General features: G+C 40.7%; 18 protein-coding genes, 2 tRNA genes and 1 riboswitch. Of the genes, 8 read left to right on the top strand and 12 right to left on the bottom strand.

All coding sequences use genetic code 11. The features are described 5' to 3' along the window. Positions 1-130: 130 nt before the first annotated feature. The 8 genes from OC25_RS06125 to murQ form a co-directional block, all read right to left on the bottom strand. Positions 131-544 (bottom strand): tail fiber domain-containing protein, encoded by a 414-nt coding sequence (locus OC25_RS06125; protein WP_039472936.1) that lies wholly within the window; start codon positions 542-544, stop codon positions 131-133. Positions 545-621: 77 nt separating this feature from the next. Next, complete coding sequence (locus OC25_RS06120; RefSeq protein WP_039472933.1) at positions 622-924, bottom strand: hypothetical protein; 303 nt, start codon at positions 922-924, stop codon at positions 622-624. A gap of 46 nt (positions 925-970) precedes the next feature. After that, positions 971-2,362 (bottom strand): pyridoxal phosphate-dependent decarboxylase family protein, encoded by a 1,392-nt coding sequence (locus OC25_RS06115; protein ID WP_039472930.1) that lies wholly within the window; start codon positions 2,360-2,362, stop codon positions 971-973. 76 nt (positions 2,363-2,438) lie between these two features. Beyond that, positions 2,439-3,392 (bottom strand): methylenetetrahydrofolate reductase [NAD(P)H], encoded by a 954-nt coding sequence (gene metF, locus OC25_RS06110; RefSeq protein ID WP_039472927.1) that lies wholly within the window; start codon positions 3,390-3,392, stop codon positions 2,439-2,441. A gap of 140 nt (positions 3,393-3,532) precedes the next feature. Continuing rightward, complete coding sequence (gene metH / locus OC25_RS06105; RefSeq protein ID WP_039472924.1) at positions 3,533-7,234, bottom strand: methionine synthase; 3,702 nt, start codon at positions 7,232-7,234, stop codon at positions 3,533-3,535. A 178-nt stretch (positions 7,235-7,412) separates the two neighbouring features. Further along, a riboswitch (SAM riboswitch) is annotated at positions 7,413-7,517 on the bottom strand. A 115-nt stretch (positions 7,518-7,632) separates the two neighbouring features. Continuing rightward, the gene (locus tag OC25_RS06095) at positions 7,633-8,388 is read right to left on the bottom strand and encodes a Bax inhibitor-1/YccA family protein (RefSeq protein WP_039472920.1); all 756 of its coding nucleotides are present in this window, start codon (positions 8,386-8,388) and stop codon (positions 7,633-7,635) included. Between the two features lie 37 nt (positions 8,389-8,425). Further along, positions 8,426-8,992 carry a hypothetical protein gene (locus tag OC25_RS06090; protein ID WP_039472916.1) on the bottom strand — a complete coding sequence of 189 codons (567 nt, stop codon included), beginning with the start codon at positions 8,990-8,992 and terminating at the stop codon, positions 8,426-8,428. 19 nt (positions 8,993-9,011) lie between these two features. Next, entirely contained in the window at positions 9,012-9,821 is an 810-nt protein-coding gene (gene murQ, locus OC25_RS06085) for an N-acetylmuramic acid 6-phosphate etherase (protein WP_039472914.1), read from the bottom strand. A 190-nt stretch (positions 9,822-10,011) separates the two neighbouring features. Between murQ and OC25_RS06080 the strand changes: the two genes are divergently transcribed. From OC25_RS06080 to OC25_RS06065, 4 genes are all read left to right on the top strand, one after another. Continuing rightward, entirely contained in the window at positions 10,012-11,619 is a 1,608-nt protein-coding gene (locus OC25_RS06080) for a S41 family peptidase (RefSeq protein ID WP_039472911.1), read from the top strand. A 153-nt stretch (positions 11,620-11,772) separates the two neighbouring features. Next, positions 11,773-12,906: a histidine decarboxylase gene (locus OC25_RS06075; protein WP_039472909.1), complete on the top strand. Its 1,134-nt coding sequence runs from the start codon at positions 11,773-11,775 to the stop codon at positions 12,904-12,906. A gap of 78 nt (positions 12,907-12,984) precedes the next feature. After that, positions 12,985-13,581 carry a short chain dehydrogenase gene (locus OC25_RS06070; RefSeq protein ID WP_039472907.1) on the top strand — a complete coding sequence of 199 codons (597 nt, stop codon included), beginning with the start codon at positions 12,985-12,987 and terminating at the stop codon, positions 13,579-13,581. Between the two features lie 73 nt (positions 13,582-13,654). Then, positions 13,655-14,161: a GNAT family N-acetyltransferase gene (locus OC25_RS06065; protein ID WP_039472903.1), complete on the top strand. Its 507-nt coding sequence runs from the start codon at positions 13,655-13,657 to the stop codon at positions 14,159-14,161. Position 14,162: 1 nt separating this feature from the next. Here the strand turns inward: OC25_RS06065 and OC25_RS06060 are convergent, their stop codons facing one another. From OC25_RS06060 to era, 4 genes are all read right to left on the bottom strand, one after another. Beyond that, positions 14,163-14,672 (bottom strand): GNAT family N-acetyltransferase, encoded by a 510-nt coding sequence (locus OC25_RS06060; protein ID WP_039472900.1) that lies wholly within the window; start codon positions 14,670-14,672, stop codon positions 14,163-14,165. Between the two features lie 254 nt (positions 14,673-14,926). After that, positions 14,927-16,228, bottom strand: a complete 1,302-nt coding sequence (gene der / locus OC25_RS06055) for a ribosome biogenesis GTPase Der (RefSeq protein WP_039472897.1) — start codon at positions 16,226-16,228, stop codon at positions 14,927-14,929. A gap of 153 nt (positions 16,229-16,381) precedes the next feature. Continuing rightward, the gene (locus OC25_RS06050) at positions 16,382-16,888 is read right to left on the bottom strand and encodes a TlpA family protein disulfide reductase (protein WP_039472894.1); all 507 of its coding nucleotides are present in this window, start codon (positions 16,886-16,888) and stop codon (positions 16,382-16,384) included. Positions 16,889-16,903: 15 nt separating this feature from the next. Then, a complete protein-coding gene (era, locus tag OC25_RS06045; protein ID WP_039472891.1) occupies positions 16,904-17,800 on the bottom strand; it encodes a GTPase Era in 897 nt (298 codons plus the stop codon). A gap of 114 nt (positions 17,801-17,914) precedes the next feature. Between era and OC25_RS06040 the strand changes: the two genes are divergently transcribed. The 4 genes from OC25_RS06040 (at position 17,915) to OC25_RS06030 (ending at position 19,605) form a co-directional block, all read left to right on the top strand. Then, positions 17,915-17,990 (top strand) — tRNA-Met (locus tag OC25_RS06040). Positions 17,991-18,061: 71 nt separating this feature from the next. Beyond that, positions 18,062-18,133 (top strand) — tRNA-Glu (locus tag OC25_RS06035). Between the two features lie 321 nt (positions 18,134-18,454). Further along, a complete protein-coding gene (locus tag OC25_RS28325) occupies positions 18,455-18,805 on the top strand; it encodes a hypothetical protein (protein WP_245221909.1) in 351 nt (116 codons plus the stop codon). Further along, positions 18,712-19,605, top strand: a complete 894-nt coding sequence (locus tag OC25_RS06030; RefSeq protein ID WP_342418092.1) for a site-specific integrase — start codon at positions 18,712-18,714, stop codon at positions 19,603-19,605. The genes OC25_RS28325 and OC25_RS06030 overlap by 94 nt, the downstream gene beginning before the upstream one ends. Positions 19,606-19,653 lie beyond the last annotated feature (48 nt).

The raw sequence follows: 19,653 nt of genomic DNA, 5'->3' as shown, positions 1-19,653 counted from the left end.
AAGCTAAAAGGGATTCGGCTGGGCCTGAATCCCTTTATTTGTTATATAACCTGCAGAGAGACCCTGAAATAAATCCGATAGCTATCGGATCAGGGTGACGATTAGCGCTAAGGATTTCCAATCCTGGATGCTATTTAGAACGCTGCGCCCTTAAAGCTTTAATTTCGCGCTTTAATTCTTCAATTTGTTGCTGTTGCTCTTTAATACTACCAACTAAAAGCGGTACTAAACTTTCGTAATCTACCCTGGTTATGGTTGCAGATCGCGAGGCATTTTTACCCGTAGCATAATCTTTTGCCACTGCAACTGTAATTTCGGGCACAGCAGCTTTGGCTTCAGCACCTACAAAACCGAATTGTGGCTTTGCTGATAGTTTTAGTTTTTCGGCCCAGGCTTTATCGTAATTAAAACTTACAGGCTGTAATTTGGTAACCTGACTTAACGCGTTTTCGATAGGTTTAACGTTATTCTGCACAACTTCCTGTGCACTGATTTTTAAAGAAGCAGCGATTAAAAACACTGCAAATGAAATTGCTCGTTTCATATAGAATGGTTTTTGAATTTTTAATAATAGACAATGGGTTTCACCTGTTAGTAAAACCTGATACTTGTAAAGATGTATTATATAGAAGGAGGAGGTGTTAAAACCTCGGGAAAGTACGCTAATCTAAAAGAATAATCAGGAATAATTAACTTCTTAGCCGTTAGCATGGGAAAATAAGACTGGATATGTGAGACAAATTGCGGTATAGCATATTCGGTTTCCAGCTTTTTCTCCTCTTTTTCAGAGGCATCATCATGCATCGACAATACTTCGGTTGTATCAGCAGAATAACTTAAATACGAAACCACATGACTCACTTTTATTAAAAAAATAAGCGCTATGCAGGTTATAAGTATATATTTAAGGGTATCCAGCTTCATTATTGCAAATATAAGCGCTATGCTTTTAAAACAATAATATGCTCAGTTAAAGTTCTGTAAGAATTTCGAGCATAGCAGCTGTGGCAAGATTTACATCAGCTACTGAGGTACGCCAATTTACAAAGGCTGCCCGGATTCCTTTTTTGCCATTGTAGAAAGTTGGGGTCATGAAAACTTTGCCGGTTGCATTGAGTTTATTCAGAAACTCCGGAACATGGCTTTCATCCGTCAGCGTAAAGCAAACAGTATTTAAACGAACCGGCGCCAGTAATTCGAAAGCCGGATGGTTATTAATGAAACCGGAAAATAGCAAGGCCATTTCTACGTTACTTTCTACAATTTCCTGATAACCCTGCTTTCCGTAACTGGTTAAGGTAAACCAGGCTGGTAAGGCTTTTAAACGCCTTGAATTTTCGGGCAGGAAATTGAGGTAGCTGAAGTTTTCCATCGGATTGCCCAGATAAGCGGCATTTGAATTTTGAAAAGTTTCTACCTGCAACAGCTGATGCGCTTCTTTAACCAAAAACACAGCACTTTCGTAGGGAACATTCAGCCATTTGTGGCAATCGACTGTAATACTATCGGCGTTTTCCCAACCTTGTACCAAATGGCTGTACTTAGGCGAGCAAGCGGCAAAGCCACCAAAGGCAGCATCGATGTGCCACCAGAAATTATATTTTTGTTTTAACCGGTTAATGGCTTCAAAATCGTCGAAATCGACTGTATTTACTGTTCCTGCACTTGAAATTAAGATAAAAGGAGCCCCATTTAGTGCTTGTATCTTCAATTCTAAATCGGCAATATCCAAAGCTTCGCGATTACCCTGCATTACTTTTACAGGGATAATGTTATTACTGCCTAAACCCAGCATGGCCAGCGATTTAACCGACGATGAGTGAGGAGTTGCCGATAAAACATTTACCTTGTCTGTAATGCCCTCGCGCGCAAAATCTTTCCCTTCCTGTTTACCAATCCACTGACGTGCTACTGCCAGGCAAGTAAAGTTAGAGAGGGTTGCCCCGGTTACAAAGCCGCCAAAAAACTGATGGGGTAAATTAAAAAGTGACAGTAAAAGCTGTATGGTTTCCAGCTCAATCAAAGCAGAAATATCGCCATTCCCTTTTGCTGATTGGGTATTTTGATCGTAAATAGTGGTCAGCCAATCGCCGGCAATGGCTGCAGGCGTTGTGCCACCGGTTACAAAGCCCCAATAACGCGGACCTGATGAGGCTACAATAATGGGTTCGAAGCGTTCGTTAAATTGTTTTAAAGCACCTTCTGCGCCAACTCCTTCAGCAGCTAAACTATTTATCAATTCTACGCCACCACTACTCGCCGTAGCGCGTTCATGAATCTGGTTTAAATAAGCCATCCCCTGCTCTTTTACATCGGTTAAGATGTTATCGAGGTTTTGTTGGTCTTTATTTAAATGATTCATAGTCAATAGAATTTAATTGTGCGAAAACATTCAGACCTCGCAACTTTATAAAACCTGCGAGGTCGCTTAAGATCTGTTAAAAAATCGCCCTGGCAATTTCTTTGGTTTGCTCAGGTCGGCCCATGGTGTAAAAATGTAGCACAGGTGCGCCGAAATCCATCAGTTCTTTACATTGTTTAATCATGGCTTCCGTGCCAATCTCTTTGGCCTCAGCATTATTCTTCGCATGCGATAACGCCTCGGTTAGCTCATTTGGCAAATCGAGGTGGAAAATTTTAGGCAAAACCGTTAGCTGTTTTAAGGTACTAATAGGCTTTAAACCTGGAATAATCGGCACATTGATGTCGTTCTCCCTACATTTTTTAACAAAATCGAAATATTTCTGATTGTCGAAAAACATCTGGGTAACAATAAACTCAGCGCCCATATCAACTTTCTTTTTCAGGTACTTAAAGTCGGCATTTAAATTAGGCGCTTCAAAATGTTTTTCCGGATAACCTGCTACACCAATACAAAAATCGCTTTTGTAGGTATCGATATCTTCGTGCAGAAACTTACCGTTGTTATGGTCTTTAATATGCTGAATCAGGTCGGTAGCATAATGGTGGCCTCCTTTTGTTGGGATAAAAGAAGCTTCAGCCTGACGCGCATCGCCACGTAAAGCCAGCACATTATCAATCCCCAAAAACTGCAGATCAATTAAGGCATTTTCGGTTTCTTCTTTGGTAAAACCACCACAAATTAAATGCGGTACAGCATCAATTTTGTATTTATGAATAATGGCTGCACAAATGGCAATAGTACCCGGACGCTTGCGGTACGATACTTTTTGCAACAAGCCGTTTTCCTGTTCTTTATAAATGTAATCTTCGCGGAGGGAAGTTACATCAATAAATGGCGGATTAAACTCCAGCAAAGGATCGATAGCATCGTAAACCCACTGGATACTCTGCCCCTTCATTGGTGGCAATAACTCGAAAGAGAATAAGGTTTTACCCTTTGCGTTTTTTATATGGTCTGTAATCTTCATAACCTGGTTTAGTTGTCATGCTGAATGCTAATGAAGCATCTCAAAAACAATAGCAGCCCCTATCTTTTTATGACTGCAACATCAAAATATGTCCTTCACTTTGAGATCCTTCGTTATACTCAGGATGACAAAGCGAGGGGTTAATAAGCTAAATTCGGACTTAACCACCGCTCTACTTCTTCAACCGGCATATTTTTCCTGGTGGCATAATCTTCAATCTGATCTTTGGTTATTTTACCTAATCCGAAGTACTTCGAATCGGGATGTGCAAAATAAAACCCGCTTACTGCAGCAGTTGGATACATGGCATAACTTTCTGTCAGGCGTAAACCAATTTTATTTTCGGCATCAAGCAAAGCGAATAATGTTCCTTTTTCTGTATGCTCAGGACAAGCCGGATAACCCGGCGCCGGACGGATACCTGCATATTCTTCTTTAATCAGCTCCTGATTGCTTAGATTTTCATCTTTGGCATAACCCCAGTATTCTTTACGCACGCGCTCATGCATCCGCTCAGCAAAGGCCTCGGCTAAACGATCGGCCAATGCTTTGGCCATGATGCTGTTGTAATCATCGTGGTTAGCTTCAAACTCATTCACCAGTTCATCAATACCAATACCAGTTGTTACCGCAAAACCTCCGAAATAATCCTGGATACCACTCTCTTTTGGCGCAATAAAATCAGATAAAGCATAATAAGGTTGCCCGTCTACTTTCTCGGCCTGCTGGCGGAGGGTGTGTATGGTTATCAGTTGGGAGTTTTCAGTTTTCAGTTCAGATTCATTTACCAACTGATTACTGTCAACTGTTAACTGAATATCGTCTCCAACTGCATTTGCAGGCCAGAAACCAATTACACCTCTTGCAGTTAATAATTTCTCATCGAGGATGCGTTTTAGCAAAGTCTGTGCATCATCGAATAGTTTTTTAGCTTCGTCGCCTACGTTTTTATCGTCGAAAATTTTCGGATAACTTCCACGTAGTTCCCAGGTATGGAAAAATGGCGTCCAATCGATGTAAGGCACCAGTTCTTCCAGTGGATAATTATCAAAAACCTTTGTACCCGTAAATTCAGGAACCGGCAGATCAGCTTTAAAATCGATCTTAAACTTGTTTTCGCGGGCCTCTTCTAAAGTTGTAAAGCGTTTATCAGAACGTTTGTTCAAATGTGCTTCACGTGCTTTATCATATTCGGCTTTAATACCAGCCACATATTCGTCCTTCGTATCAGGGTTCATTAAGGTACTGCATACCGTAACACTCCTGGAAGCATCCAAAACATGAATAGCAGGGCCAGAATAGTTTGGCGCAACTTTTACCGCGGCATGAATACGTGAGGTAGTTGCACCACCGATAATTAACGGAATGGTAAAACCTTCACGTTCCATTTCTTTGGCAAAGTGAACCATCTCATCAAGCGATGGCGTAATTAATCCACTTAAACCAATAATATCGGCATTAATTTCTTTGGCTTTTTTGATGATATCCTGTGCAGGAACCATCACACCCATATCTATAATTTCGAAGTTATTACAAGCCAGTACCACACCCACAATATTTTTACCGATATCGTGTACATCGCCTTTCACCGTAGCCATCAACACTTTTCCGGCCGAAGAATTCTGGTCCTGATCTGGATTATCGAGTTTTTCCTGTTCGATAAAGGGTAATAAATAAGCAACCGCTTTTTTCATAACCCTGGCCGATTTCACTACCTGGGGCAGGAACATTTTTCCGGCACCAAACAAATCGCCCACGATATTCATCCCATCCATCAATGGCCCCTCAATTACCTGAATCGGGCGATCGTATTTCTGGCGGGCTTCTTCTACGTCATCATCCAGGTATTCTACAATTCCCTTTACCAAAGAATGAGATAGCCTTTCTTCTACCGAGCCCTTTCTCCACTCCTCATCCTTTACCACTTCTTTACCTTTTGATTTTACGGTATCGGCATATTCAACCAGGCGTTCGGTTGCATCTTCCCTCCGGTTTAACAGTACATCTTCTACCCTCTCTAACAATTCTGGTGGAATTTCCTGATAAACCTCAAGCATCCCGGCGTTTACGATGCCCATATCCAAACCAGCCTGAATAGCATGGTAAAGGAATGCAGAGTGCATGGCTTCGCGAACAACATTATTTCCCCTGAAAGAGAAAGAAATATTGGAAACCCCACCACTTACCTTGGCATGAGGCAGGTTTTCTTTAATCCAGCGGGTAGCATTAATAAAATCGACCGCGTAATTGTTGTGCTCCTCCAGTCCGGTGGCCACAGTTAAAATATTCGGGTCGAAAATAATATCTTCTGGCGGGAAACCGATTTCATTTACCAGGATATCGTAGCTGCGTTTACAGATTTCTACCCTTCTTTGGTAATTATCGGCCTGCCCCTGCTCATCAAAAGCCATTACCACTACAGCAGCCCCATATTGCATAATTTTACGGGCACTTTCGCGGAATTTATCTTCACCTTCTTTTAAAGAAATGGAATTTACAATCCCTTTTCCCTGCAGGCATTTTAAGCCATTTTCAATTACCGACCATTTCGATGAATCGACCATGATGGGCAATTTGGCAATATCTGGCTCAGAGGCAATCAGGTTTAGGAATTTGGTCATGGCAGCTTCCGAATCGAGCATCCCCTCATCCATATTCACATCAATTACTTGCGCCCCACCTTCTACCTGCTGCAAGGCAACGGCTAAAGCAGCTTCGTAATCGCCACCCAGAATCAGTTTAGAAAACTTGGGCGATCCGGTAATATTGGTCCTTTCGCCAATGTTTACAAAAATACTCTCTGGTGTAATGGTTACCGGCTCAAGCCCGCTTAAACGCATGTAAGGCTCAAGTACAGGTAATTTTCTTGGCTCTGCTTTTCGTGCATTTTTAGCAATGCAGCCGATGTGATCTGGCGTGGTACCGCAACAGCCCCCAACAATATTTACAAAGCCCGAGGCAATAAAATCATCAACCAAATGGGCAGTTTCGTGCGGTTGCTCATCGTAAGCACCAAACTCGTTTGGTAAACCTGCATTCGGGTATGCCGAAACGTAACAGCCTGCTTTTGCAGCCAGCTCTTCAATATGCGGACGCATTTCTTTAGCTCCCAATGCACAGTTAAAACCAATACTCAAAGGTTTGGCGTGCATTACTGAATTTAAGAAAGCCTCAGCAGTTTGGCCAGATAGTGTTCTTCCTGAAGCATCGGTAATAGTACCCGAAATCATAATCTCGAGCTTACGACCAATTACTTCTTCATATTTTTTAATGGCAACAATGGCCACTTTGGCATTTAAAGTATCGAAAATGGTTTCAATCAGTAAAACATCCGAACCACCATCAACAAGTCCGCGTACCTGCTCGTAATAAGCTGTTTCCAGTTCATCGAAATAAACCGCCCTAAAACCCGGGTCGTTTACATTCGGCGACATCGAAAGGGTACGGTTGGTTGGGCCAATGGCACCGGCAACAAAGCACTTGCGATCGGGATTAGCCGCCATAAACTCATTTGCCGCTTCTTTGGCTACCCTTGCTCCTTCGAAACTCATTTCGTAAGACAGGTCTTCCATCTGGTAATCGGCCATCGAAATACGTTGCGTACTAAAGGTATTGGTTTCGATAATATCGGCACCGGCAGCCAGGTATTCGAGGTGTATGGTTTTGATAATATCGGGGCGCGTAATGTTAAGCAAATCGTTATTGCCTTTTACATCACAGGGATGATCTTTAAAGCGCTCCCCTCTAAAATCTTCTTCGGTTAAAGTATATCGCTGAATCATGGTACCCATAGCACCATCAATCACCAAAATACGTTTTTCTAATTCTTCTCTTATGCTCATTGTTGTTGTGATAGTAAGTATCAAGTAGCGGGAATCGAGTATCAAGATTACTCCTAATAAATGATAATGCTACAAAAATCAAGCAAGGTAATAAAACAGTTATGTCTTGATACCAGATACTTTATTCGTAATACTCAAAAAGCTTATCTAAAAAGTTGGTACGAGAATCGTAATCCTAAACTTATCTTTCCCCGAATAAAATCGAGATAGAATTTAGCACCTTGTGTGGCACAGGTTGCTAAGACTTCGTTGGGTCTAATCCCTCCGTCTTTCTTAATAAGCATACAAAAATGCAACAAAGCGGCATCATTTCCAAAAATTATCGCTTCGCAGCCAAATAAAATTACAAAGGCCATGCAAAACTGCACAGCCTTAAGAATATTGTTCGGTATTATCGGTTATCTTCTGTTACCAAAAACGCGTAATAGTGACATAAATAAATTGATGAATGTAATGTATAATGACAGTGCACCGATAATTGCTAATTTTTTGCTATCTGCAAGCGCAATTTCATTTCCATATTCATCTAAGCCTTGGCCTATTCTTTTTAGCTCCTGAACCTTATAAGCGGTTAATGCAGTAAAAATTGCAACTCCAACTATACCCAAAATATAGCTCAGCGTAGAACTTCCTAAAAAGAAATTGATAACACTTATAATAACTAAGCCCATTACTCCGGCAAATAATATCGGACCAAACTTACTCAAATCTGCATCTGTAGTATAACCCATTATAGCCATTACTAAAAATATTGCTGTTGCAGCTGCGAAACAAATAACAATGGAAGTAGTTGCATATAATAAAAGAACAAAGCTTAACATTACTCCTGTTAGAACCGAATACAGTAAAAAAACAGCAACCAACGCGCCGTAAGACATTGTTTGCATTCTTGAGCCTAGCAGAAAAACTAATCCAAGTGGAGCAAATATTGCAATGTAACCTAAAGCAGTAAAGCCTCCTTTTCCTGTTTGCGGGTTATACGATAAAAGATAATCTAAAACAGCAGGTGTACTTGCGATAAAGTAAGCTGCTACTGTTGAGACAGCAAGTGCCACAAACATCCATAAAAACACACTCCCGAAGAAACGTTTAGATGCAGATTTTTCCTGAACGAAAACACTGTTGTCCTGATATTGATAATTTTGTTGTTCCATTTTAATTTTTTGTGTGATAAATTATAAAAATAAACATTTAGTTTAATCTTTTTGTCAAGAGTTCTTCAACTTTTTTAAAGAACTGTAACGGCTTTAAGGTACGCCATGGCAGATTATCGAAATCGCCACCAAAGTTAATGTAATAATCGATGTTGTTATCGCGAAACTCGGCAATTACGTGTTCCTGAAAGTTTACACCCACAATCCAGCCATCTTCTACCTCCTGAAACCATTCTTCGTAATAACTGTCATCAGAAGCATGGAAATTCAGCACATTTTCTCCAATAAGGATAAACTTATTGATGCCTTCGTCCATCATCAGCTCAACTACATCGCGTTTAAGCAACATGATATCGTTGTTAATGGCATCGTTCCACTCGCCAATTAATTCGATAATGGCGTAACTACGGTCGTAATCGGCATAAAGTATTTTCAGATAGAGCGTGCCCGAACCAAAATCATCCCACTGGGGGTGTAGCAAAAAGTTATAAATCTGTTTATCGAAGTAAAGCTCTGAGTATTCGGTATTGTAAAAAGGCGAGCGTTCGTCTTCTGCCGAGATATAATCATCTCTCCACTGGTAATAAGGTTCAATCTCGTGCATATTCTCTTATCTTCATCCTTTATAAATGTTGCCCCGCTTCTACGGCTTTACGCACGCTTCCATAACGGTTTAGCAGCTCGGCAGCTTCTTCGTAACCAATACGTAACTCATCTGCCACCATTTGTGTTCCACGATCAACCAGCTTGTGATTGGTTAATTGCATGTCTACCATTTTATTACCCACCACACGTCCAAGTTGCACCATAACGGTAGTGCTCAACATGTTCAAAACCAGTTTTTGTGCTGTACCCGATTTCATGCGCGTAGAGCCGGTAATAAACTCCGGACCTACTACAACTTCAACAGGAAAATCTGATTCTGCTGCAATTGGTCCGCCAGTATTGCAAACAATGCAACCGGTTAAAACGCCATGTTTACGGGCTGTATTTAGGCCGCCAATAACGTACGGGGTAGTGCCTGATGCGGCCAAGCCAACCAGACAGTCTTTTTCGTTGATATTGAATTCCTGTAAATCTTTCCAGGCTTGTTCGGCATCATCCTCGGCAAATTCTACCGCTCTTCTGATCGCTGTATCGCCACCGGCAATAATCCCAACAACCCAATCAAAAGGCACACCATAAGTAGGCGGGCATTCTGAAGCATCTACCACTCCAAGTCGACCGCTTGTTCCTGCTCCGATATAAAAAAGACGACCACCTTTTTTCATTCTTTCGGCAACGGCCGAAGTTAATTTTTCGATCTGAGGCAAAGATTTTTCTACGGCAAAAGCCACAGTTTTATCTTCGTTATTAATGCCCTGCAAAACTTCTAACACCGACATCTTATCGATGTGGCTATAGTTAGATTCCTGCTCGGTAACTCTGTTCATAAATTTAATTTTGATAAAATTCGGTAAATTCTTTCTAAATACATCCTTAAAAATTCAAAAATATGCCGCACAAAATTCAATCCGCACATTCTTCAGGTTAATTTATGTTAAAAATTATAAACAAAAGACAAGAAAATGCAGTTAAAAAATATATCAACCCGCTAATTTTCATAAATTTGCAGTAACGCTGATGAAAAAAAATACCCGCAATAATATACTGATCGCTATAAGCTATTCTGTAATCTTAATAGCCGGTATGTTTTTGGGCATAAAATTCATTAAAGACCAGGGCTTTGGCGTAAAGAAAAGCCCACAGCTGGCCAATAACAGCGACGAGAAACTCAACGAAATCCTCCACATCATTAACGGAAACTACGTTGATGATATCAATACCGATTCGCTTCAAAATTTACCTATCGACAGTGTGTTACACCAGCTCGATCCGCATAGCGTTTACCTGCCACCAACCGATGCGCAGGATATGAGCGATAACCTGGAGGGAAATTTTGAAGGTGTTGGGATAGAGTATTACATGCTTAATGATACCATGATGGTTACAGGTGTTGTTAAGGATGGTCCTGCTGCACAGGCAGGCATAAAATTAGGCGATAAAATCCTGAGTATCGATACCGCAGTAGTTAGTGGCCGGAATTTACCCAAAGATCAGCTTACCGGACGTTTTAAAGGTAAAGCCGGAACTGGCGTAAGCGTGGTTTTATTACATCCGGGCCTTACGCAAAGCAACCGTATTATGGTTACCCGCGGTAAGGTAAACATCAGTAGTATCGATGCAGCTTACATGATTAACACCGAAACCGGTTACGTACGCATTAGTAAATTTGGTGCCAATACCGATAACGATTTTGCAGCAGCCGCTAACAACCTGAAAGCGAAAGGCATGAAAAAACTGATTCTTGATCTGCGCGATAATGGTGGCGGCTATTTTACCGCAGCAACAGGTTTAGCTGATCAGTTTTTACCAGAAAATAAGTTAATTGTTTATACACAGGGCAAGCACGAGCCACGTACCGATTATTTCTCTACCGGAACCGGAGCCTTTCAAAATGGCAAGCTTGCCGTATTAATTAATGAAAACACCGCATCGGCAAGTGAAATCGTTGCAGGCGCCATTCAGGATTTAGGCAGAGGTATCATTGTTGGTCGCCGCTCATTTGGCAAAGGCCTTGTACAAGAACAATTTGCCTTTGGGGATGGTTCTGCACTAAACCTTACCATTGCCCGCTATTATACACCTTCGGGCCGGAGTATTCAAAAATCGTATAAAAAAGGTTACGATGCCTATAAGCATGAGCTGGATGAGCGCATGATGGACGGCGAATTAACCGGCGACCGGACTTCTTTTCAGGATTCGATTGAAAAAACAGAGGGTGTAAATCCCCAACCCACTAAAAGATTTAAGCCGGCAGGTGGCATACAGCCTGATGTTTTTGTACGACTGGACACTACCGGATACAATAAATTTTACAGCAACCTGGTGAGTAAAAAAGTACTATCTGATTATGTGTTTAATGTTTTAACCAACAGATACAGCGCCAGCTTTGTAGAACAGAATATTAATATTTTTACCATTACCGATAACGATTTTAAAGATTTTATCGGTTTTATACAGCGTAAAAATGTGCCGATTGATCGTTTTCAACTATATAATGCTAAAACTATAATCCAAAACGACCTGAAAGCATTGCTTTGCCGTTATTATTTGGGAGATGTAGGTTACTATAAAGCCGCTAACCAAACCGACAATGCGGTAAGGCAGGCACTAGCCAACCTGCAATAGCCATATTTTATTTTTTAGCAAACCTCTCCGATCAATCCAAAAAGAGCTATAATTTTAAATCACACAACAAATACAATATAATATTCTTATTTAAATCAAAATAGCGATATTATATTTCTATTTATATAATTTTGCCCACATATCTAATCAGTTATGACATCAGGCAATTTATCAGCAACAGACCAACATACATTAAGCGATTTATTAGAAAAAGTAAAGAACCAAACCGATTTGTTCCTCGGCTATCCGGTTGCTAAAGATTTCGATTATCAGGAGCTAACTGACTTTTTGAAATACCCGATGAATAACCTCGGCGATCCATTTGTTACTTCTACTTATGGCGTGGGTTCGCGCGAACTGGAAAAGGAAGTAGTAGCTTTCTTTGCCAATCTTTTCCGGGCACCTGAAGATAACTGGTGGGGCTACGTAACCAATGGCGGCTCGGAAGGAAATTTATATGGCTTGTACCTGGCCCGCGAGCTTCATCCCAAAGGAATGGTCTATTACTCTGAAGCTACCCATTACAGTGTTCAGAAAAACCTGCATTTGCTCAACATGTCAAATATTGTTATCCGCACGCAGGAAAATGGCGAAATTGATTACGATGATTTGGAGTACACGATCAGAATGAACCGCCACATGCCGGTTATCATTATGGCCAACATCGGCACCACCATGACCGAGGCCCGGGATGATGTTGCCAAAATTAAAGCGATTTTAAAAAAGCTAGCCATTCAGCATTACTACATTCATGCCGACGCGGCACTTTCAGGCACTTACAGTGCTTTAATTGAGCCCCGCCCTGCATTTGATTTTGAAGATGGCGCAGATAGCATTGCCATTAGCGGCCATAAATTTTTCGGTTCGCCAATGCCTTGTGGCGTAGTGATTGCTAAAAAATCAAACCGCGACAGGATTGCGCGTTCGGTAGCCTATATTGGCAGTGTAGATACTACGATTACAGGCTCAAGGAACGGACATAGCCCACTGTTTTTGTGGCACACCATTAAACGACTTGGAATAGCAGGTTTAAAAGCACGTGCGCTGCACAGCCTGGAAACCGCCGCTTATGCCGAATTAAAACTTAAAGAAATGGGAATAGCTGCCTGGCGCAACACCAATGCCATTACCGTTAACTTCCCCGCTCCATCAGTCGCTATCTGCAAGAAATGGCAGCTGGCCGCCGAAAACGGCCATTCACACATCATTTGCATGCCCAATGTTAATCAAACACATATTGATCTTTTTATAGCCGATTTAAAAGCAGAAATGGTGTTGCAACACTAATTGTTTTTCAAAAACATTTGTTTGATCTTTATGTTTAACAACCATACTCAATAAGTTAAACTTAAATATCAGGAATAGATGAATATTATTGTTGTAGGAGCAACCGGAACCCTGGGCAAAAAAGTTAGTGATGCTTTTGCCCAAAAGCACAAAGTAATACGTGTAGGCAACACCAAAGGCGATGTACAGGTTGATATTACGAGTGAAGCATCGATTAAAGCCATGTTCGAAAAAATAGGCCCTTTTGATGCCTTGATTAGCACCAGTGGTAAAGGCCCTTTTGCGCCCGTTAAAGAAATGACAGGCGAAACGTTTAAAAAAGGTCTGCTCGATAAATTACTGGGCCAGGTTAATCTCGTACTCATCGGGCAGCACTACATTAATAAAGGAGGCTCTTTTACGCTAACATCTGGCATCCTGGCCGATCATCCTGTAGCAGCCGGCTCGGCACTAAGTGCTGTAAATGGTGGCTTAAACTCATTTGTAATTGCAGCAGCACCCGAGCTCGAAAACGGTGTACGCATTAATGCAGTTAGTCCAAATGTGGTTGAAGATTCGCCGGCCTATTTCGATTCTTTTCCAGGTGAAATACCGGTAACGATGGATAAAGTTGTAAAAGCCTTTGAAAAAAGTGTGCTTGGTATTGTTACAGGTCAAGTGATTAAAGTTTATTAACATAAGCTTGTTCTCAAAAAGCCAGGTTTTAATAGCCAAAACATTATATTAGGCCCGATTATCCCGCTCAAACATGATAGAAACGCCACGCCTCATTTTAAAGCCCTTAACACACAACCAACTATTAAAATACATTAAAGACGATCATTCTTTAGAAAAAGAATTTCACCTCTTACCCACCAAAAAAAACATTGCACCCGAACTGCAGGAAGCCTTAGAGCAAACCATTTTACCCAATGTTTTCGATAAAGACAAAGATTACCTCTACCACACCCTCTGGACTATTGTTTCTAAACCTGACAACCGCATGGTGGGCGATATTTGTTTTGTTGGTGAGCCCGATCCAAATGGAGAAATTGAAATTGGATACGGCACTTACGAAGAATTCAGAGGCCGGGGCTTTATGACAGAAGCTGTTGGCCGGATATTGCAATGGGCCAAAGAACAGCCCAAAGTACGATCGGTTTTTGCAGCTACTACCAAAGACAATGTAGCTTCTTACTCTATCTTAGAAAAAAACGGTTTTATCCATATTGGCGAAGTGGATGACATGTTAAGCTGGAAAATTGAATTGAAATAACTTACACCACAATTTCAAATAAACTTAGACTAATTCCCTCGTAATGTTTAGGCAAGCCATCGGTCTCTTGCATGGTTACCACGCCTACATATTCGAAACCACAGCTGGTGTAATAATCCAAAAGCTTTTCGTTATCGGCCCAGGTATCCATCCGGATATATTTTAAATCATTATCCAGACAATATTGCCGGGCCCATTTAATAATTTCTTTTACAAAAGCATAGCCCCTGAAATCGGGATGGGTTACAATCCGGTGAATATAAATCGAGTCATGATCGCGGTCGCCCCAAATCAGCGCATCATTAAAGGTTACGGCAAAAACACAAGCTACTTCGCCGTTAACCAAAATTTTATACTGACGATTTTCGGCAATTTCAGTTTGTACAAGCTCGCGGCTAAAACCCTGCCAATGCTTGTTAAAAACTTTCTTCTGGTGTGCAATGGCCAGATCGTAAAAACCGAAAATGATGTCGATATCAGTTGATTGGCTATTGAGTACTTCGATTTGCATACAACAAAGGTAGTTTTTTACCACAGATAAAAATGATGAACACAGATTTAAAACACCCCAAATCTTTAAACCATATAAGACATCTAAATTCGTAAAAGCTTAAATGTTCTGACATGACTTATATGGTGCAAATAACCACGGTCCAGCATTATGCACTACAGCAAAAATAAAAAAAGGGCTAATTCACTATGGAATGTAGCCCTGTTTTAAATATTATGGTTTTGATGTTTAGACCTTACGCCTTTAACCTTAAATTACTTCTGTCTGAAGAAAATCTGGATAGGCGCACCCGAAAAATCGAAGTTCTCTCTCAGTTTATTTTCGATAAAACGTTTATAAGGATCTTTAATGTATTGTGGCAAATTACAGAAGAAAGCAAACATTGGCGATGTTCCGTTAATCTGTGTAATGTATTTGATTTTGATGTGCTTCCCTTTTAATGCCGGTGGCGGGTAATTCTCGATCAAAGGCAGCATAACATCGTTTAACTTAGAAGTAGGAATCTTTTTGCCCCTGTTGGTATACACTTCTAAAGCAGCCTCAACAGCTTTAAAAATACGTTGTTTATTCAATACCGAAGTAAAAATAATAGGCACGTCAGTAAACGGACGGATGCGCTCTTTAATCTCATCTTCGAAAGCTTTCATGGTTTTGGTATTCTTTTCAATCAAATCCCATTTATTAACCAGAATTACAATACCCTTTTTATTCTTTTCGGCCAGGTGGAAAATATTGATATCCTGACTCTCGAGACCTTCCTGCGCATCAATCATCAATACGACCACATCGGCTTCTTCCAAAGCTTTTATGGTACGCATTACAGAATAAAACTCAAGATTTTCTTTCACCTTGGTCTTTTTACGCAACCCGGCAGTATCAATCAGCATAAACTCATGCCCGAACTGATTGTAATGGATTTTAATGGAATCGCGCGTGGTACCCGCATTAGCAGTAACAATATTTCTTTCTTTACCGATTAAGGCATTAACCAAAGAAGATTTACCCACATTCGGGCGACCAGCAATGGTAATTTTAGGCAACAGGCTTTCTTCCTCCGGAGTATCGTCGAATTTTTTAATGATTTCATCCAGCAACTCTCCGGTTCCGGAACCTGTCATTGATGACAGTGGATAAACTTCACCTAAACCAAAGCCATAAAAAGTATGAATTTCGTTGTATAGCGCGGTGTTATCTACTTTATTGGCCGCAACAAAAACCGGTTTATCGCTTCTGCGCAACACCTGCGCAATATCATCGTCTAAATCGGTAATGCCGGTAGTTACATCCACCATGAAAATTAATACACTTGCTTCTTCGATGGCGATTAATACCTGCTCGCGGATGGCCGCTTCGTAAACATCTTCCGAATTGGCTACATAACCACCTGTATCAATTACGGTAAACTGTTTGTCAGTCCACTCGCCCACTCCGTAATGCCTGTCGCGGGTTACTCCGCTCATATCATCAACAATGGCTTTACGGCTTTCGGTTAACCGGTTAAAAAGGGTGCTCTTGCCTACGTTTGGCCTGCCTACGATGGCTATAATATTACTCATGGGTGTTCTTTTGATAGTTAATGGCTTATAGTTAATGGTCGTGGTGTTTAGGCCGCTGCTTAAACTATTTGGCTATCAGCCATTGACTATCAACTACTAACCGATTTATTTCGGGCTGCAAAGGTACGGTTAATTTTCGTAACCTCAGTGATATTAATTTTTATACTTTTCTAAAAGTCCTTTCAGCACTTCTTCAGTAAGTTCGTTATCCTTCAACAATGGAAAACCCTCCCAACGCACAATCCCTTTAGGATCGATCAGAATGGCATGGGGAATCCCCTTAACCTCCAGCTGATTTTTTACTGTACCTTTGGTATCAATTGCTTCTGAATAATTAATTTTCGGATTATTAAAAGCTTCAACTTTTTCAGCAGGCTCATCAGAAACCCCGATAATTACTACTTTATCAGCATACTTTTTCTGAATATCGTTTAACGAAGGAATGTACGCCCTGCATGGACCACACCAGGTCGCCCAAAAATCAATCAACACAAATTTCCCTTTGGTATCGGGCTGTTTCGAAATCCATTTTTCTACTACCAGCTCGGGCGCTTTTTCGTTCAGGATTGATTTGGCCCACAATTTTTTACCATTGTTCGATTCCTGAGCGGCAACTACCGCCGTTACAAACAGCAATAAGATCGTTATGCTTTTCTTCATCCTTAAAAATCGAAATTAATTATCGTATCCGAAACTTTTCAGGTAGTTCTTTTTACTTCTCCAATCGGGAATAACTTTCACAAACAACTCGAGAAATACTTTAGCATCTAAAAACTTTTCGATTTCGAGCCTGGCTTCAGTACCAACTTTCTTTAACATACTGCCACCAGTACCAATCAGGATATTCTTCTGCGAATCGCGCTCTACCACAACTTCGGCACTGATGCGTACCATTAAACCCTTTCCGTTTTTAAGGGGTTCTTCTTTAAAACTCTTCACAATCACCTCAGTACTGTAAGGAATTTCTTTCTGATAGTTTAAAAAGATCTTCTCGCGTACGATTTCTGAAACAAAGAAACGCTCAGAACGGTCGGTTAAATCTTCCTTATCGTAATATGGCGGATGCTCGGGCAACATTTCCAAAACGCGGTCAAGCAAACCATCCACATTGTGTTTATGCAAAGCAGAAATGGCATAAATGGCAACTGGCTTTAATTTTTCGTTCCAGTAAGCAATTTTCTCATCCACCTGCTCTTGTGTAGCCTGGTCTATCTTATTAATTAAGACAATTGTTGGAATATCTTTATTTAAAATTTTATCCAAAACATCGTCTTCATCATGCGATTCATTAATATCAGTTACAAATAAAAGCACATCAGCATCGGTTAATGAGCCATTAACGAAGCTCATCATACTCTCCTGTAAACTGTATTTTGGCTTAATTATCCCTGGAGTATCAGAAAAAACAATCTGATATTCTGCTTCATTTACAATACCTAAAATGCGGTGCCTTGTGGTTTGAGCCTTAGGGGTAATAATACTAAGTCGCTCGCCTACAAGCACATTCATCAAGGTAGATTTACCCACATTGGGCTTACCTACTATACTAACAAAACCTGCTTTATGCGCCATTGAAATATTTTTTAAAAAAAATTTGCAGTACAAAGAAACGAATTATATCTTTGCATTCCAATTCGGAAACAGGGTTAAGGATTTAATTCAAGAGAAAAAACGAGTTGTATAGAGTGCGGGGTGGAGCAGTTGGTAGCTCGTCGGGCTCATAACCCGAAGGTCGCACGTTCGAGTCGTGTCCCCGCTACCAATTCAGTTGGTAGTTCTCAGCTGGCAATTTAATTGCCTACTGAAAATTGGAAATTAAAAAACTGAAAAAATGGCCCGTTCGTCTAGGGGTGAGGACGCCAGATTTTCATTCTGGAAACAGGGGTTCGATTCCCCTACGGGCTACGAATGACGATGACAAATCGTATAAAACCCTGCAAACGCGTTGTTTGTGGGGTTTTTAGTTTTACAGAATGGCTAAAAAACCTATTTTTTGCCATATCTCAAGTGAGTTATTCAGTGAGTCGGCTCTACAAAATATCGACTCACTGAAAACGCCATAACTCGCTAATTTACAGCCAGTTCAAAATTTAAACATCTTGACATACAGGGCATAGCATCCTTAGTTTTATACACTAAAAATGAGCTGTTATGAGTTAAAATTATTCTCTTCACTTCTTCTTGAAACGCCCTAAGAACTATTCGGAAGGAGAAGTACCGATCTACATGAGGATCACCGTAACCCATGGAGGCACGCCAAAAGAAGCTTCCGCTGGCAGAATGGTCGATCCTAAATACTGGGAATCTAGTGTAAACCGGGCAAAAGGCAATTCGGAATCCGCCCGAAATCTTAACACTTATTTAAATTCTATTGAGCGAAAAGTGGAGGTCATCCATACCGAGCTTAAAAATCTCGACAAGGAAATTACCTGCGAATCAATGATGAATAAATACCAGAACAAGGGCAAAAAAAATACTACCTTCTGGAAATACTCCAGGAACATAACGATAAAATCAAAGCTCTACTTGGTAATGGCTTTAAGGAAAATACGCTCAAAGGTTATGTCACCTCTTTAAAACATCTTGCCAGCTTCATCAGATCTCAATATAAGAAGTCAGATATAGAGGCAACCAAAATCAACTATGCATTTGTAACAAACTATGATTTCTTCCTGAGAAAGACAGTGAAATGTAGCGATATCTCTGTAGCAAAATACATGAAGCATCTTCGAAAGATAATCAACCTATGTCTCGCTCACAAATGGATTTCTGATAATCCTTTCGCTGCTTATAAAAACTCTGCAAGACCAAAAGAGCGGGATTTCTTAACGAAGGAAGAGCTAAGGTCTATTCGCTATAAGGAGTTTATTATACAAAGACTAGATCAGGTAAGGGATATATTTGTCTTCTGTTGCTACACAGGACTCTCCTATGCTGATGTAAGGAAATTAAAACGCGCTGAAATTCGAAAGGGCGATGATGGGAAACTCTGGATCTTTACCAAACGGGAGAAAACATTAACTTCTTCTCATGTGCCACTTGTAAAACCAGCGCAAGCTCTCTATGATAAATACACTGATCATCCAACCTGCGAACATTCAGGATTGGCTTTTCCCGTATTAAGTAACCAAAACATGAATGGGTATTTAAAGGAAATAGCGGACTTGTGTAGCGTTCAAAAGCAACTGACCTTCCATATAGCCAGGCATACCTTTGCAACAACCGTCACATTAGGAAACGACGTCCCGATTGAAAGTGTCTCGAAGATGCTAGGGCATAAAGATATCAAGACTACGATGCATTACGCTAAGATACTCAATAGTAAGATTTCAAGGGATATGGGCATGCTTGATGAAAAGCTACAAAATGACTTCTAGTTTTATCGGCCACTGTGATAACTATGCTGAAAAATGTTACTTTAGCGA

It is taken from the genome of Pedobacter kyungheensis (assembly GCF_000812965.1).
In the GTDB taxonomy this organism is placed as follows: domain Bacteria; phylum Bacteroidota; class Bacteroidia; order Sphingobacteriales; family Sphingobacteriaceae; genus Pedobacter; species Pedobacter kyungheensis.
Note: the sequence above shows the minus strand (reverse complement) of the source record. Positions and strands in the feature narration are given on the sequence as shown.

Excerpts from the sequence above, each read along its gene's own strand:
- OC25_RS06080 (WP_039472911.1), top strand. The coding sequence starts at position 10,012 with ATGAAAAAAAATACCCGCAATAATATACTGATCGCTATAAGCTATTCT.
- OC25_RS06070 (WP_039472907.1), top strand. The coding sequence starts at position 12,985 with ATGAATATTATTGTTGTAGGAGCAACCGGAACCCTGGGCAAAAAAGTT.
- OC25_RS06050 (WP_039472894.1), bottom strand. The coding sequence starts at position 16,888 with ATGAAGAAAAGCATAACGATCTTATTGCTGTTTGTAACGGCGGTAGTT.
- OC25_RS06095 (WP_039472920.1), bottom strand. The coding sequence starts at position 8,388 with ATGGAACAACAAAATTATCAATATCAGGACAACAGTGTTTTCGTTCAG.
- metF (WP_039472927.1), bottom strand. The coding sequence starts at position 3,392 with ATGAAGATTACAGACCATATAAAAAACGCAAAGGGTAAAACCTTATTC.
- OC25_RS28325 (WP_245221909.1), top strand. The coding sequence starts at position 18,455 with ATGAGGATCACCGTAACCCATGGAGGCACGCCAAAAGAAGCTTCCGCT.
- metH (WP_039472924.1), bottom strand. The coding sequence starts at position 7,234 with ATGAGCATAAGAGAAGAATTAGAAAAACGTATTTTGGTGATTGATGGT.
- OC25_RS06120 (WP_039472933.1), bottom strand. The coding sequence starts at position 924 with ATGAAGCTGGATACCCTTAAATATATACTTATAACCTGCATAGCGCTT.
- OC25_RS06065 (WP_039472903.1), top strand. The coding sequence starts at position 13,655 with ATGATAGAAACGCCACGCCTCATTTTAAAGCCCTTAACACACAACCAA.
- OC25_RS06090 (WP_039472916.1), bottom strand. The coding sequence starts at position 8,992 with ATGCACGAGATTGAACCTTATTACCAGTGGAGAGATGATTATATCTCG.
- OC25_RS06115 (WP_039472930.1), bottom strand. The coding sequence starts at position 2,362 with ATGAATCATTTAAATAAAGACCAACAAAACCTCGATAACATCTTAACC.
- murQ (WP_039472914.1), bottom strand. The coding sequence starts at position 9,821 with ATGAACAGAGTTACCGAGCAGGAATCTAACTATAGCCACATCGATAAG.
- der (WP_039472897.1), bottom strand. The coding sequence starts at position 16,228 with ATGAGTAATATTATAGCCATCGTAGGCAGGCCAAACGTAGGCAAGAGC.
- era (WP_039472891.1), bottom strand. The coding sequence starts at position 17,800 with ATGGCGCATAAAGCAGGTTTTGTTAGTATAGTAGGTAAGCCCAATGTG.
- OC25_RS06060 (WP_039472900.1), bottom strand. The coding sequence starts at position 14,672 with ATGCAAATCGAAGTACTCAATAGCCAATCAACTGATATCGACATCATT.
- OC25_RS06075 (WP_039472909.1), top strand. The coding sequence starts at position 11,773 with ATGACATCAGGCAATTTATCAGCAACAGACCAACATACATTAAGCGAT.
- OC25_RS06125 (WP_039472936.1), bottom strand. The coding sequence starts at position 544 with ATGAAACGAGCAATTTCATTTGCAGTGTTTTTAATCGCTGCTTCTTTA.